Raw genomic sequence first — 14,123 nt, forward strand, 5'->3', positions numbered from 1 at the left:
TAAGATGGAAAATAAATATATGTCAATGATCACCGAATATATTGATGGCACGCTTTCTCCTGAAAGGGAAAAGGAATTCCAACAATACGTTCAAGAAGGACATATTGATATGGCCGAGGTAGATGAGATGGCGAAACTTCAGGGAATTATGCTGAGTTCATCCGCACCAGCACCTTCGGCTGCTTTGAAAGAGAATTTCTATCAAATGCTGAATGAGGCACAGTTAAAACAACCTCAGGCTAAAAATCCCACTTCCTTATTAGAAAGAATAAACGCTTCGCTTTTCGGAAACCAGTATGGTAGAATGGCTTTTGGAATAGGAGTGTTAATCATCGGTCTTTTTCTGGGCTCAAACTTGGGGAGTAATTCCTATAAAGAAGAGTTGACCGATTTGAACGGTCAGATGGTGGAGATGCGAGAAATGATGATGATGGCCATGCTGGAAAGGGAATCTGTTTCAGATCGATTGAAAGGGGTGCAAATGTCGTCTGCGCTTTCTTCTTCTAATGAAAAAGTGATTGACGCACTTTTTCTTACCCTCAACAGTGACCCAAGCACGAATGTGAGGATTGCAGCGCTAAACACCTTGGCGGGGTATACTAGTGACCCCAAGGTTAGGGAAGGGCTTGTGAACAGTATTTCGAAACAAAAGTCGCCATTGATGCAAGTGAATCTTGCTGAACTGATGGTGAAGCTTCAGGAGACTAAAGCCAAGGATGAATTAAAATCTATCCTAGAAAGCGATCAAACACCAGAAGATGTAAAAGTTACGCTCAGAGCGAGCATGGAAAAAATTATTTAATCAAAGACTCAAAAGAACAAACGATATGAAAAAGGTAATTGTAACACTATTAGCGATTTGCGCGGCTTTTAGCATGAGTGCTCAAAAGATTAAGGTAGATCCGAAAATGAAAGTTAAAGTAACTCCAGATCTTAAAATGACGATGGGGCCAGACTTTGAAATCGACTTAGGTGCACACATAGAAGAGGCGATGAGCAGTATTGATGGCATGTTCGGAATGGGGTTTGGAGATTCGGGAGATAAATGGGAAGAAAAATATCAGCAAGACACAGAAGAACTTGAAATTCCGCTAAGCAAGCCAGGCGAAAAAGGAAAACTACAAGTAGAGTCCCATAATGGAACGGTTAAGGTTTCAGCTTATTCGGGGCCAACTGTGAAGGTCAAAATGATTAAGTACAGCAAAAAAGTGGAGCGTGAATCAGGTAAAGATGGTATGCGATTGTTGAGTAGTGGCGGTTTTAATGTGGAGGCAGAAGAACGCAATAACACGGTGAAAATCGAAACAGAAGGCTGGAACAACCGAATTGATTTTGAGATTCAGGTGCCTGCCAACTTTAGCCTTGATGTGCAAACCTATAATAACGGAGCAATTGAAATAGAAGGCGTGAATGGTGAGCACAGTATAGAAAGTTACAATGGGCCAATTACGCTGAACAACATTAGTGGGTCTGCGAGCGCAAGTACCTACAATGGAGAGGTGAAAGCTACTTTCAGTGCGGTAACGGCTAATGCTCCAATGATTTTCACTACCTACAATGGTAATGTAGACTTGACTGTTCCAGCGGGTACTAAGTTTTCAACCAAAATGAAAACTTTTAAGGATATTTTTACCGACTTCGAAAATTTCGCACTTCAAAAAGCAACACCTCAAAAGAGTAAAGAAGGCAATGGTTATAAGGTGAAGTACGAAGATTGGGTGGAAGGAAAACTCAATGGTGGCGGAGCAGAAGTAACCATGGAAACCAGAAACGGAAACATATATATCCGAAAAGGGTAATTATTAAGATTTTAGCTTAAAGGGCTCTTATTATGAGTGATTTATAATAGGGTAATCGACAAAAAAAAAGGCTGATTTACTTCGGCCTTTTTTTGTTTACGGATAGTTCAAAAACATCATGGCGTTGATAATGTCCAGTTACATCCAAAGCCAATCGTTCTTCGTAGCATTTGTTTAGGTCTACTTCGGCTGTGAACACACCTTCAACATCCCATTGCGGTGCTAAAATAGTTTCTCCACTTGGCCCGAAAATACAGCTACCACCATTCAAAATCATGTGCTCAGGTTTACCTTCAAATTTACCTTCAAATTCTGGAGGAAGCTTAAACTCAGAAGGAATGTCTTTCACCCTCATGACTTGACCAACACCTACGGCAAAGCAACGACCTTCAAAGGCGTATGAGCGTGTAGCCACTTGTAGCATTTCATGCACTTTTGGCCAAACCGCCACATGAATATGTTCACCAGAATTGTGCATGGTTTGGCGTGTCAGTGGCATCCAGTGTTCCCAACAAATCAATCCACCAATTCGACCAAAGGCTGTGTCAACAGCTTGCAATCCTGCACCATCACCTTGGCCATAAAGAAGTCTTTCCGTGTGAGTTGGCATCAGTTTGCGATGGTGATTGGCCAATTCTCCTTTTTCATTCCATGTCAGCAGGCTATTGTAAATAGTGCCATTTCCAATCCCAGAAGTCACTTTTTCATTGATGCCCATTACGACCACTACACCCAGTTCTTTGGTCCATTTCCCGATTTGCTTTACCTCTGGGCCATTTACGTCTAAGCTATGCTCATGGGTTCTAGCAAAAACGGTTTTGGTGGCGGGAAAATCCCAGCGAGCGTACTCATCACAATAGTCTATCCAAGCGGGGTAACCAGTAAACCAAGTTTCGCCAAAAGTGACTAGCTGCGCACCTTTGGCTGCGGCTTCTCTTAAAAGCGCTTCCACCTTTTGCATTGATTTTTCAACATTAAGATACTCCGGTGCGGATTGCACAACTCCGATGGTGGTCTTCTGATTCATGAAGCGATATTAATCATTCTGAAGTCAAAAAGGAAGATGGAGTTTGTGCGAGGTGAAAAAGCTCAGTATTTGGATTCAGAGGATTGTTAGATTACGGGATTTTATGAAGCGCAGTTTTTTAACCTTTTATTATTAAAAATAATAATGACACTTTTTGTGCTTGCGCGATCAAAAAACTCTACGGCATACTTACAGCCATAGGAAATCCAATAATCTCAAAATCTATGCAATCCCAATCCTTACGATTAAGGTGTTTTTTAATTAGATTATTATTAATTTAGATAGATCTATTTTGTTTTAAAAATGGAAATCGAGAAAATAGAAGATCCTCTTACCTATAAAATCATAGGCTGCGCTATGCACGTACATGCAACTTTGGGTAACGGCTTTCAGGAAGTTATTTATCAGCGGGCTTTGGCTATAGCCATGACCAAGGCTGGTTTAGGCTTTCAAAGAGAGCTTGAAGTGAAAATCTATTTTGAAGGTTTTGATATAGGAACTAGAAGAGTTGATTTTTTAGTGGAGGATGAGGTTATGGTAGAAATGAAGGCTGTAACTCAGATGGAGGATGTTCACTTAGCACAAGGCTTGAATTATTTAGTTGCATATAAACTGCAAAAAGGATTGTTGATAAATTTTGGAGCTAGAAGCCTAGAAGTGAAAAGACTTAGACACCCTAAAAATAAAATGCCTAACACGATTCCAAAGCCTAGGCATCCTAGATCATGATATTTGGTGTTCCTTCAAGCTCAGTATTTGGATTCAGTGGATTGCTTGATTATAGGATTTAGGGAGGCATGATCTTTTACCTACACCTCTAAAATTATTGGATATGTTGGAGTCTCATTTGTTACTTGAGAATTCGAAAGGACATTGTTCAGCCCAAAGAAAATCTAACAATCCTTTAATCTAGGTAATCTGAATACTAACATTTGCTATCCCTTCAAGCTCAGTATTTGGATTCAGAGGATTACTTGATTATCGGATTTAGGAAGGCATGATCTTTTATTCTCACCGCCCAAATTATTGGGAATATGTTGAAGCTTCATTTACTAACTGATTGAGAGTTCGAAAGCTCACTGTTCAGCCCAAAGAAAATCTAACAATCCTTTAATCCACCTAATCCAAATCCTGACAATGGACAATAAAAAAAGTCAAGCCTTTCGACTTGACTTTTAAATTTTTGAGTTTTGATAAGGTTTAGGCCTCGCCTTCCTCTTTCTTTTTCACTTCTTCTGCCATTTGCTGGATTTCCTCAGCAGATTTTCCTTTCAGATAATCTGGCAATTGCATTCCAGCCATGTTGAACATGTCTTGCAATGGAGGAACTGATTTGTACAATCCAGAAATAAAGTTGGCGGTAGAGTTTTTGCCGTCAGTGGTGTTACCACCTTCCCAAACAGTTACTTTATCAATCTTGATATTCTTGATCGCTTCAGTTTGCAACCTTACCAATTCTGGTAGTTTATCAGCTATCAGTAGGAGTACAGCATCTCTAGAGTTTTCTCCAGCCGCTTTCACAATTTGCTCTAAACCGAGTGCTTGCTTGGTGAGTACTTCGTAAATACCTTTTGCTTCCGCTTCTTTCATGTAAAGAATTGCATCGGCTTCACCTCTTGCTTTTCTTCTAATCATTTCAGCCTCTGCTTCAGCAGCAATTTCTACACGCTGCTTATCAATTTGAGCTGGGATTACAACATCGGCCGTTTGGCTTGATTTGTCTCTTTCTGCTCTGGCATTTTCTGCTTGTTGTTCAGCAGCATAGGCTTCTTCCAATGCTTTGGCCGACTGTACTTTTTCAGCAGCGGTGGCAATTTTTCTGGCTTCGGCTTCTTTCTCCAAACGAAGGGCATCAGACTGTGCTACTTTAATCTTCGCTAAGTTTTCACCCTCTACAGCACTTGCCCCAGCTGCAGCTACTTGTGTACGTTGATCTTGGTGTGCGTTGGCTTGGCCAATCAAACCGTCACGGTCTTTTTCGGCAACGCTCTTAATTGCATCGTTAATGGCTTTTGCAGCCGCTTCTTTACCTAGTGCTTCAATATAGCCCGACTCATCTTTAATGTCGGTTACGTTAACGTTGATCAGCTTCAAGCCAATTTTTTTCAATTCTTGCTCAACGTTAGAAGCTACATTGGCTAAAAATTTATCTCTGTTAGAGTTAATTTCCTCAATGTCCATTGTAGCCACAACTAAACGCAATTGACCGAATATAATGTCTTTGGCCAAGTCATGAATATTCTGTTGAGAAAGGCCTAAAAGCCTTTCTGCAGCGTTGGTCATTATACCTTCTTCTGTAGAAATACCAACCGTAAATCTTGAAGGAACATCTACACGAATATTTTGTCTACTCAGTGCATTGGTAAGGTTTACTTCTATAGAAATTGGAGTGAGATCTAGGAAGGCATAGTCTTGGATGACGGGCCAAATAAATGCAGCACCCCCGTGAATACACTTTGCCGATCTACCAGTCTCGGAGCCAGCATTATTGCCTACTTTTCCGTAAACAACTAGAATCCTATCGGAGGGACAACGCTTGTATCGCCTGAAGATGCCTATTAGCATCACAAAGATAAAGACGACCGCAGCGGCAATAATAATGATAAAAGTTTCGCTCATATTGATTAGGTTAATTTTTAGACACTAAAAGTATGTTGTTGTTGATGACGTCTTTAACGTTGACAACCGAGCCCATTGGGATGTCTATTTCGTCATCGGTTATGGCTTCTAGCTCTCTTAAAGAGCCCTGAACCTTGATCAATACTCTACCTACATTGCCTCTTTCGGCAGAAATGCGCATGTACACTTCACCAATCCCGCCTTTTGCGTTGTTGATGTTCATTGTACCGCTGTCGGTAAGTTTACTGAAAAAGTAGAAAAGTGAGGCCATTATGCTCATCATAATAAGCCCAGATATTGTAGCAATGATTAGCGTGGTAAGGCCGCTATACCCAGAGTCGATCGAGGCGATTCCTGTCCAAGAAAAGATGGTGAAAAAGCCAATGAAGTTTTTAAGGGTGAAAAATTGAAAGCCTGCTCCTCCATCATTGTCAACATCAAAGTCTGCGTCTCCATCCACTTCTACTTCACCACCAATAAAGGTCATGATCATTTGAATGATGAAAATGATGGAAAATGGAATGGCCAACCCCCAATAAATTTTATGGGTAGTTTCTAGGGCATCCCACCATTCTGAAAAATTAAAAGACATAGTAATAGAATTATATGTCTTAAAGTATTGATTTATTTCCTCAGTATATTCACCTTTTTGTCGAGGTGGTTTAAAACTTAGGGTGAAAGGTTGGTTGAGCAGTTAGTGATATTCAACCTTCTTATTTTATGGTGAATTTCACATTCTCATTAATGATTTCAGAAAGTACTTCGAGCTCACCCGCATTATATAGTTCCGCTATATTCATAATGTCCATACTTTCGTCTTCTGGCTTCAGGTTCACATAATCCTGAATTAGAACTCCGTTCACTCGCCTAGGGTTAATGGCTTCGCGAAAACGCATTCCACCTTCATCAGTATGGTATAGATAGGCCAAATAATCCATGCTGTAATCTTCCTTGTCGAACCAATAAAGGAATACATCGTCAAAATCTTCACCACCGCCTTCTTCCCCAAAAGTTACTTTTACTTCGTAATAGGTTTTGCCCTTGATCTCTTTTTCGCCTATGAGTGTTTTATTTACCGCAGCATCGTTCAAGCCAAAAGGTAACCTGAAAAAGTAAATCACTGAATTGACTGATCGGGTATAAGCGGCTCTTTTTTCTTCTGTTATGTTTGTTGTGTCACCGTCCGTTAACCTTTCCAAACCATCGTTATTCATTACATCGAAAACCGTCTGACCAATGCTGTCGGTTTGGGTACGCGTGTATTCAAACATCCCGTTGCTGTTTTTGTAGGTGTAATCAATGTCTCTGAAAGTGAGGGAAAAGTCGGCATTGTTTAAGCCTTCCATGCCATGAAATGCAATGGATTCATCGACAATTTCTTGCACTTTACTTTTGGGTTCAGCTTTTTCCGTTTTCTGTGGCGAAGAACAAGCCATAGCAAAAGCAGATAGAAGTAGGGCAGATGTTTTAAGGTTCATTCTTTTTAATTTTATGAAAGGACTTACGGCTAAGATAAAACAAAGTTAGCGATCTCACTATGAATTGGGCTTTGGTGTAATGCGTCTGACCTAAAACCAACAGATATGAGCGAGTAATAAAAAAAATGCCACGCTTCAAATAACTATGAAACGTGGCATTAAGTGCAGTTTGTCTCTTAATGATGTTCTGAATGACCAAAATCTATGATGACTCCGAAATTCACCACGAAGCCCTCCAATGGTGCCCAAATATCAAGAGCCGATGGATTCATGTCTGAACCCAAATTGATGTTTTCGAACTTAGATTGGCGTGTGTCAGAGAAGTTTTCGAAATTACTGTAGAGGCTGATGTTTTTGAATTTACGAAGCACCATTAAGCCCGTAATCCAATAGTTATCAGTCTTAGTCAAGTCTCTTCGGTATTGCTCACCAGTATAATAAGCCTCAAGGCCAATTCGCCATTTACCTTCTTCTTCATACACCAAAACCGCCCCAATGTTATGTTTGGCCGTTAATGGTTTCTGGTCATCTCGGTTGTCAAACTTCTCTTGCGTGTCGATTAAGGCATAATTGAAAAATAGCTTGAAATCATTGTAAGTCAGTTTCAAATTTGTTTCAACCCCCTGAGAGCGCATGTGATCTCCAGCGTTTTCAAAACGGAAAGAAGTAGAGAGCGGAACTTGATGAAGCTCCAATGGATCGTTTAGTTGAGTATAAAAGAATAACTGATTTACACTGAAAGTCCATCGTTCACCAATGGCGGTTTTGTAGTTGATGTCGAAGTTTCCACCAAAGGATTTTTCAGCATCCAGGCTCGTTAAGTTGGAGGCATCTAAACCTCTGAAAGACATTCTTTCGGTATCCTCTGAAAAGATGGTCGGTGTTTTATAACCCAAACCGCCACCCAATCGGTAAGTGAATTTAGAAGCTGGCTTATAAAAAAGAGATACTCTTGGGAGAGCAAACCAGCCATAATCATTGTTATGGTCAAATCTAACTCCAGATTCGATAGAGAATGTTTCTGAAACCTGTTCTACTTGCTGTACAAAAGCACCGGCCGTAATTTGCTCATAGTTACGGTTGTTATTTGTGCCACTGTCTTCGGTGAAATTGTCAGAATAAAGGTTGGCGCCAACAATCCATCTGCTTTTCTCTCTTCCAAAGGAATAGGCCGCTTCGCTAAAAGTGGCATATTGCTGACCATTAAACACAAGGCTTGGTTCTTGGATAGTACGGTCAAAGCTTAGTAAGCTATTTTTGACTGTGAATGATCTGTTTTCATCCCAGTTTTTCTCATAACTTAACTGATATGAAAGCCTGTTGGTGGTGTTCTCTTGCAAATAGACATTCGCACTGCTTTGCTCTGCATCAATAGCATTTAAATTTCCACCCAATCGATCTTCGAAAGTACCACTCAAGGCCAGTCTGATTTTACTGTCCGCAGAAGGGTAATAAAAGAAAGTAGGGTTGAAGGTTAAGGCTTTCGATTCAGGAATGTCCGAGAAATTATCATCGTTTACATCATAGGCATTTTGCAAACCTCCTGAGGCAAATAGGCTCATTCCGAATTTATCGTTTCGCTTGGCGTAAAAGGTATTCACCGTTGTGCCTCCGGCCGAAGTTTGATCTAGCATCAATCTAAATCTTGCTTCATCTTCGGGTTGAATACTTACCAAGTTTACCAAACCCGCAATAGCACCACCACCGTAAAGTGTTGCATTACTTCCCTTAATTACTTCAACTTGCTTTAAATCTAAAGGTGGGATCTGCATAATACTTAAGCCACCAGAAAAACCACCGTAAAGCGGAAATCCATCCTTTAAAAGCTGGGTGTAACGCCCATCCAAACCTTGAATTCTGATGCTTTGATTGGCCGAGCTTGGTGAAGTGATCTGCATTTGAATGCCTGTACTTTCGCGAAGCAACATGGCGATATTTGATGATTTCATTACCGCTTTTTCCTCCAACTCTTCCGTGCCTAAAAACTCAATTCGCGTTGGGATTTCCTCAATACTTCTGCTGGAACGAGTGGCAGTAACAATAGCCACTTCTTCATGCTCTTCAGTGGCAGACTCCATTATGATTTTGATAGTCTCAGTTCCTACTTCACTGAAAATATAAGTGTTGGTTTGCGTTTCATACCCCACAAAGGAAAAGCGAACTTCAACTTGAGTTCCACTTAAACCTGTGAGGTTTACATAGCCTTGGCTATCAGAAATCCCACCTTTAGTATCACTTACATAAGCCGTAGCTCCAATTAATGGGGTGTTGGTTTCTTCATCGATAACTTGAAACCTAATGTTGTTTTGGCCAGCGGCCATATGGGTAAACAGCACCGTAAAAAGAGATGCTAGAATGTATTTTTTGATCATTTTTGAATTGAATTTGGTTTAAAAATCTAATTGTAATCTGAAGGGAGATTAGATTTTCGGAGGCTGCCAAATTTCAAAGAGTGGAGGAGTAATGCTTTCCGATACTTCAACTAGGAAATCACCTGGAGGGTCATTTTCTGGCATTTTCGGAAAAACATACACTGTAGTGAGCGGAATATGACAGCAGGCACAGGCACAAAAAGGAGTGCAAGTATCGGCTTCTTCATGCGAATCAATAGGCTCAGATTCTGCATGAATTCCATTTTCATTTGAGCAATTGTCTTCTTCCCAACCTTCCGCACAAGGCGTAAGGCTAAAAAAGAGAATTAATAAGGCCATGAAGGTCTTTGACCACTGCATTTTGCAAAGTTAATCAATCCAACCAATCAGCAGGGTTAATAGTGAAAAATATACGCTTAAAGTGCTTAAACCTGAAAGCAGTATTGGCGTCTAAACGGAGCTAAAATATAACTTATGAAAAAAAACATTTTCCTTGTGGTTCTATTGATTGCCTGCCAAATGACTAAAGCGCAGGAGACTCAACTAACGACTAATCCCGAAGGACAGGTTTGGGCAGTACAAGAACTGACCAAAGATGAGAAGACCTCTTTCTTAACAGGCGTCAAGAACGATAGTGAAAACTTGTATCTGATTTTTCAAACTGCCAATCAGCAAAGTTTAAATATGGTGATGCAGGCCGGAATGAGTGTAAAATTAAAGGCCAAGACAAAGCCAAAGCTTAATGCTAATATCGATTACCCATTGGCTTCTAAAGATAAGTCTAGCGGAACGTTAAGGGCTCAGGGTTCAGCAGAGGACAAGGCGTTGCTCCAAGAAATGTTGCTAATAGGGTTGTTGGACTCCAAACTTGATGCAAAGTTGAAAGGTTTTTCAAGCTTGAAAGGAACCATAGGGCTTAACGAAATGAATGATACTCAGCTGATACTTAGTCTCGAAGGAGAAGGTAGAACTAGGTTGTTGAGTTATGAACTGGTACTTCCTTTAAAAGAGCTTTTTGATGGAACTGTAGATTTGAATGCCTTAAGTCAGTCTGAAATAGAAATTGCTTTTACAGTGAACGCTATTTCGCAACCTCAGGGAGGAGGCGGTGCACAAGCTGGTGCTGGTGGCAGATCTGGAGGCGGAGGTCGTGGAGGTGCTGGCGGTGGACAAGGCGGTGCTTTTTCTGAAAGAGGCAGTATGTTTTCTGAGCAAACCGTAAAGATTGACTACAAGTTGAAAGCTAATTAAGGCTTTCTTAATTAATTTTAGGTAAATAAGTATATGAAATTTTAATTGGGTGGTTATCAATCTTCGTACGGTAACCACCCAATTATATTATTGACTGATAGTTTCTTGAACGCTTCCACAATGAAGCATTAGATCTCCGAAATATGGATTGTTTACTTCCTCTTCGGCCGCTAACCAATACGCTCCTTTATTGCCGAAAGCCATTGGGCAATACTGCTTGTAGAGCACAGTTTCAGAGCCACCTGCTTTTACAATAGAATACATATTTGCAGATAGGCCTTCGAATGCGATACGTTGAGTTGCTACATCGGTGTTGCTGGCTATGGCTTTCAAGTCTGCTGTTAGGGCATCGTTGTTATTCACTTCTAAAAAATCTTTGGCTGCTGATTGCGCTTGTGCGGGATTAGTGGCTACTAGGGCATCTTTTAGTGCCAAGTAGTTTTCTACCAAGTTTACTTTTGCCGTTGATTTTTCTTCTTTGTTTCCTCCGCAGGCTACCACTGTGGCTACTAATACGATTAATATAATTGCTCTTTTCATGATCGTTTTCTGTTTGTTTTTTCGTTTTTGACTATTGACTAATCACCGACTCCACGCTTCCGCAGGTCAGCATTTGATTTCCAAAATATGGGTTGATAATATTCTCGTCTTTACTGATCCAAGTCGCTCCTTGGTTGTCGTTCGCCATAGGGCAGAACTGTACGTAGAGCGGATTATTAATATCAGTACCGAACGATTGTACCGCATTGATTAAAGCCTTGGAAAGATTAATGAATTCCAATCGCTGTTGGTCTCTGTTATCGCTTTGTTCAATTTTCTTCAAGCTTTCGTCCATAGGATTCAACATGGTCATCCAATGCATGTGCGCCTCACCTTTGGTCAGGCTCATGTCTACTTTAGACAATTGCTCCTTCACTTTTGATGCGGCATTTTTAATGGTATTTCCTTCACCTCCTACCATTTTATCCTTTAGACTGATGTAGGCATTGGCTACGGCTCCAAGCTGTTTTTGGAAAGGAGCAACAACAAGGTTTTTGAAGTCTTTTGACTCTGGTAAAGTCACCACTGGGAAACCAGAATTAGATGTTCCCTTTGTGTTTTTGTTCGGGCTCATCATGCTTATTTTTCCCTTAAGCTGCGACTCAGAATCTAAAGTAAAAGCACCATTGGTTACTACTTCGTGACCACTAGACAGGCCAGATTTTACCTGATAGTAGTCGCCCGAGGCATCGCCCAAGGTGACTTCATTCAGCATAAAGTATTCGTTGCCTTTTTCATTCACTTTGGTGTAAACCACCGAACGTTCGCCTGTCCATAATACAGCTGACTTAGGCACCATGATGCCATCGCTTTGTGCATTCATGGCTACTTTTCCTTTTAGGAAAACATCTGGCTTTAATGCACCATTGATATTATTAACATCCACACGAACCTCTACAACCCTGCTTTTTGCATTTAAAACAGGTTCGATAAAGGCTATTTTTCCAGAAAACTGCTGACTTGAAACTGACCTGGCAGTGAAGTCAATTTTCTGACCAAGGCTTAAGTTCTTTAAGTCTCTTTCATACACTTCAAACACTGCCCAAACTTGAGATAAGTCTGTGATTTCTAGGAGCACACCCCCTTCTTTAAGGTGGTCGCCAGTATTCACCATTTTCTTGCTGATGACTCCATCATAATCTGCCAGCAGATCGAAAGTACGCATGGGCTTACTTGAGCTTTCTATTTCTTCAATCTGCTCCATGCTCAGTTTCCAATGGTGAAGTTTTTTGCGTGCGGCTTCGAGCAAAATAGGATTTGAATCCTCTACTTTTTTGGCTTCAATTAGCTCCTCTTGGGCCGTGACCAATTGAGGAGAATATAGCTCCGCAATTTTGTCTCCTTTGTGTACCCGTTCGCCTTCAAAGTTCTTGTACAACTTTTCAATTCGGGCGGCAAAATGAGTGGTTTGCACATTCACCCTTCGTGCATCAGCTTTCACCTTCCCATTCAATACTAATCTAGCATCTATATCCCTGCTTCCAATAATAGAAGTTTGAATATTGGCCAACTGAATTGCCGCAGACGACATCTTCAGCATTTTTGGGTTATCACTTCCGCTTTCTTCCTTCACTGGAATCAAATCCATGCCACAGAAAGGGCAAGAGCCTGGTTTCGCCTGCCGTACTTGTGGGTGCATTGAGCAAGTCCACAGGCCAGAAGCAGTTTGCTCCAACTGATGACCTTCGCCCTCATGCCCATCAATTTGGGCAGTAGGGGTAGGGCTTCCTCCTAAAAACAGCGCCCCTATGAGTAGCCCTAAACCGAGGGTTACTAAGCCTGTTATTACTATAGATTTGTTTATTTTCATCGGCTTATAAATTAACTTTTGCTGTTCTCACCATTGAAGTCTCACCAATTTCTGTCCATGAAACATAAACATCTCCCTTGTTGCTGGTGAGCACAGGGAATCCACTGCTTCTTGAAGAGGATGATTGGGCTACTTCCATTTTTTGGAGTAACTCTCCTTTTTGATTGTATTGTGCTAACATGATTTGTGCTGCGTCATTTTTTGTTTCCATATAGCTTACCAATACTGTTTGGTCTGGTAGCATCGTAGCACCTACTCTTCCACTTGTTATTTTTTCACTCACTACAATTGGAGCTGAGAAAGTAGCACCTGCATTGCTCGAGATGGCGAGTTTAACCGTAGGAATACCTCCGCTGGCGGTAAACCATGCTACAGCAGTATTTTGACCACTTGAAGTAATAGATGGGCCATTTACAGGGCAACCAGCTATTTTCCAATCATCTGCATTAATGATTTGCGGTGCTGTCCATTCGCCATTTATATATCGGACGATAGACATATCTCTGATCTCTTCTTCAGACCTGTTACGGTACACCACAACTGGACCGTTGTCGGTCATGGTTACAGAGGTTTGGCAACAATCGCAAACACGGTTGTCTAATTCCCATTCTTCAAGTATTTCACCAGATTTATCAAAAATGGCCGCTCTTAATGTCATTGCTCCGCCTCCCATAGAATGACCATCTTGACTTTCGTGTCCTTCGCCTTTGGTATATCTTCCGTCTAGCCAAGTAGCAATCATTCTGTCCTTATCAACGGGCATCATGCTCACAAAACCATGTTCTGCAGCTATGTTGTCTTTGTGGGGAATAAATGATTCGCTCCAGTTATCTCCTGTGTTGCTGGCCGTGGAAATTTGCACATCGTAATCGTAGGTACTTTCTGTTCGTTTTTGCAACCAGTGCGCAGCCATCCAATCTTCATTTACAGCGATGGACGGGAAATCAGCCCAGTTCAAAAACCAGTTGTCTCCTTCTGCTATTTTTTTAGGGGAAGTCCATTGGCCATTTTCTAGTTTAGAAAACGAGAGAATCGCTTTTTTCTCTTTTTTCTCAATCCACGATAAATAGACGTTTCCCGCTTTGTCAGTAAAGAGGTTAGGTTCCTGACTACCTTCTGTGGCAGGGCTATCAATGTTGGTAATTGTTGGCGCTACTTCTTTTACGGGTTGGCATGAAGTGGCCGCAATAACTGCAATGATTAAAACTGAATAAATCTTTTTCATGG

Annotated in this window: 13 protein-coding genes; 4 read left to right on the forward strand and 9 right to left on the reverse strand. The window is 41.0% G+C overall.

Annotation, left to right across the window (positions count from 1 at the left end):
* The first annotated feature begins 25 nt into the window (after positions 1 to 25).
* Positions 26 to 802, forward strand: a complete 777-nt coding sequence (locus tag AWN68_RS17975; protein WP_172796087.1) for a HEAT repeat domain-containing protein — start codon at positions 26 to 28, stop codon at positions 800 to 802.
* A 25-nt stretch (positions 803 to 827) separates the two neighbouring features.
* Positions 828 to 1,799: a DUF4097 family beta strand repeat-containing protein gene (locus AWN68_RS17980; RefSeq protein WP_068418973.1), complete on the forward strand. Its 972-nt coding sequence runs from the start codon at positions 828 to 830 to the stop codon at positions 1,797 to 1,799.
* A gap of 76 nt (positions 1,800 to 1,875) precedes the next feature.
* Here AWN68_RS17980 and AWN68_RS17985 read toward each other — a convergent pair whose 3' ends face one another.
* Positions 1,876 to 2,826, reverse strand: a complete 951-nt coding sequence (locus AWN68_RS17985) for a carbon-nitrogen hydrolase family protein (RefSeq protein WP_068418975.1) — start codon at positions 2,824 to 2,826, stop codon at positions 1,876 to 1,878.
* 303 nt (positions 2,827 to 3,129) lie between these two features.
* Here AWN68_RS17985 and AWN68_RS17990 point away from each other — a divergent pair, with 303 nt between their 5' ends.
* The gene (locus AWN68_RS17990) at positions 3,130 to 3,555 is read left to right on the forward strand and encodes a GxxExxY protein (RefSeq protein ID WP_068418978.1); all 426 of its coding nucleotides are present in this window, start codon (positions 3,130 to 3,132) and stop codon (positions 3,553 to 3,555) included.
* Positions 3,556 to 4,026: 471 nt separating this feature from the next.
* Here the strand turns inward: AWN68_RS17990 and AWN68_RS17995 are convergent, their stop codons facing one another.
* The 5 genes from AWN68_RS17995 to AWN68_RS18015 form a co-directional block, all read right to left on the reverse strand.
* A complete protein-coding gene (locus tag AWN68_RS17995; RefSeq protein WP_068418981.1) occupies positions 4,027 to 5,445 on the reverse strand; it encodes a flotillin family protein in 1,419 nt (472 codons plus the stop codon).
* 10 nt (positions 5,446 to 5,455) lie between these two features.
* Positions 5,456 to 6,037 carry a hypothetical protein gene (locus tag AWN68_RS18000; RefSeq protein WP_068418982.1) on the reverse strand — a complete coding sequence of 194 codons (582 nt, stop codon included), beginning with the start codon at positions 6,035 to 6,037 and terminating at the stop codon, positions 5,456 to 5,458.
* Between the two features lie 121 nt (positions 6,038 to 6,158).
* Positions 6,159 to 6,923 carry a DUF6503 family protein gene (locus tag AWN68_RS18005; RefSeq protein ID WP_084362930.1) on the reverse strand — a complete coding sequence of 255 codons (765 nt, stop codon included), beginning with the start codon at positions 6,921 to 6,923 and terminating at the stop codon, positions 6,159 to 6,161.
* A 176-nt stretch (positions 6,924 to 7,099) separates the two neighbouring features.
* Positions 7,100 to 9,295, reverse strand: a complete 2,196-nt coding sequence (locus AWN68_RS18010) for a TonB-dependent receptor (protein ID WP_068418984.1) — start codon at positions 9,293 to 9,295, stop codon at positions 7,100 to 7,102.
* Between the two features lie 48 nt (positions 9,296 to 9,343).
* The gene (locus tag AWN68_RS18015) at positions 9,344 to 9,655 is read right to left on the reverse strand and encodes a hypothetical protein (RefSeq protein WP_068418988.1); all 312 of its coding nucleotides are present in this window, start codon (positions 9,653 to 9,655) and stop codon (positions 9,344 to 9,346) included.
* A gap of 114 nt (positions 9,656 to 9,769) precedes the next feature.
* On the opposite strand from AWN68_RS18015, the gene AWN68_RS19100 reads away from it, so the two are divergent.
* Positions 9,770 to 10,546 carry a hypothetical protein gene (locus AWN68_RS19100; RefSeq protein WP_068418991.1) on the forward strand — a complete coding sequence of 259 codons (777 nt, stop codon included), beginning with the start codon at positions 9,770 to 9,772 and terminating at the stop codon, positions 10,544 to 10,546.
* An 87-nt stretch (positions 10,547 to 10,633) separates the two neighbouring features.
* On the opposite strand, the gene AWN68_RS18025 is transcribed toward AWN68_RS19100, so the two are convergent.
* The 3 genes from AWN68_RS18025 to AWN68_RS18035 are packed head-to-tail and all read right to left on the reverse strand — an operon-like array spanning position 10,634 to position 14,121.
* Positions 10,634 to 11,086 (reverse strand): DUF3347 domain-containing protein, encoded by a 453-nt coding sequence (locus AWN68_RS18025; protein ID WP_068418994.1) that lies wholly within the window; start codon positions 11,084 to 11,086, stop codon positions 10,634 to 10,636.
* Positions 11,087 to 11,117: 31 nt separating this feature from the next.
* Complete coding sequence (locus AWN68_RS18030) at positions 11,118 to 12,896, reverse strand: efflux RND transporter periplasmic adaptor subunit (RefSeq protein WP_068418997.1); 1,779 nt, start codon at positions 12,894 to 12,896, stop codon at positions 11,118 to 11,120.
* A gap of 4 nt (positions 12,897 to 12,900) precedes the next feature.
* Positions 12,901 to 14,121, reverse strand: a complete 1,221-nt coding sequence (locus tag AWN68_RS18035) for a hypothetical protein (RefSeq protein WP_068419002.1) — start codon at positions 14,119 to 14,121, stop codon at positions 12,901 to 12,903.
* Positions 14,122 to 14,123: the final 2 nt, after the last annotated feature.

It is taken from the genome of Roseivirga echinicomitans (genome assembly GCF_001592935.1).
GTDB lineage: Bacteria > Bacteroidota > Bacteroidia > Cytophagales > Cyclobacteriaceae > Roseivirga > Roseivirga echinicomitans.

What these genes read in the sequence shown, in the direction of transcription:
- AWN68_RS17995 (WP_068418981.1), bottom strand. Translation starts at nt 5,445, where the DNA reads ATGAGCGAAACTTTTATCATTATTATTGCCGCTGCGGTCGTCTTTATC.
- AWN68_RS18005 (WP_084362930.1), bottom strand. Translation starts at nt 6,923, where the DNA reads ATGAACCTTAAAACATCTGCCCTACTTCTATCTGCTTTTGCTATGGCT.
- AWN68_RS17985 (WP_068418975.1), bottom strand. Translation starts at nt 2,826, where the DNA reads ATGAATCAGAAGACCACCATCGGAGTTGTGCAATCCGCACCGGAGTAT.
- AWN68_RS18035 (WP_068419002.1), bottom strand. Translation starts at nt 14,121, where the DNA reads ATGAAAAAGATTTATTCAGTTTTAATCATTGCAGTTATTGCGGCCACT.
- AWN68_RS18000 (WP_068418982.1), bottom strand. Translation starts at nt 6,037, where the DNA reads ATGTCTTTTAATTTTTCAGAATGGTGGGATGCCCTAGAAACTACCCAT.
- AWN68_RS17990 (WP_068418978.1), top strand. Translation starts at nt 3,130, where the DNA reads ATGGAAATCGAGAAAATAGAAGATCCTCTTACCTATAAAATCATAGGC.
- AWN68_RS17975 (WP_172796087.1), top strand. Translation starts at nt 26, where the DNA reads ATGATCACCGAATATATTGATGGCACGCTTTCTCCTGAAAGGGAAAAG.
- AWN68_RS19100 (WP_068418991.1), top strand. Translation starts at nt 9,770, where the DNA reads ATGAAAAAAAACATTTTCCTTGTGGTTCTATTGATTGCCTGCCAAATG.
- AWN68_RS17980 (WP_068418973.1), top strand. Translation starts at nt 828, where the DNA reads ATGAAAAAGGTAATTGTAACACTATTAGCGATTTGCGCGGCTTTTAGC.
- AWN68_RS18010 (WP_068418984.1), bottom strand. Translation starts at nt 9,295, where the DNA reads ATGATCAAAAAATACATTCTAGCATCTCTTTTTACGGTGCTGTTTACC.
- AWN68_RS18025 (WP_068418994.1), bottom strand. Translation starts at nt 11,086, where the DNA reads ATGAAAAGAGCAATTATATTAATCGTATTAGTAGCCACAGTGGTAGCC.
- AWN68_RS18030 (WP_068418997.1), bottom strand. Translation starts at nt 12,896, where the DNA reads ATGAAAATAAACAAATCTATAGTAATAACAGGCTTAGTAACCCTCGGT.
- AWN68_RS18015 (WP_068418988.1), bottom strand. Translation starts at nt 9,655, where the DNA reads ATGCAGTGGTCAAAGACCTTCATGGCCTTATTAATTCTCTTTTTTAGC.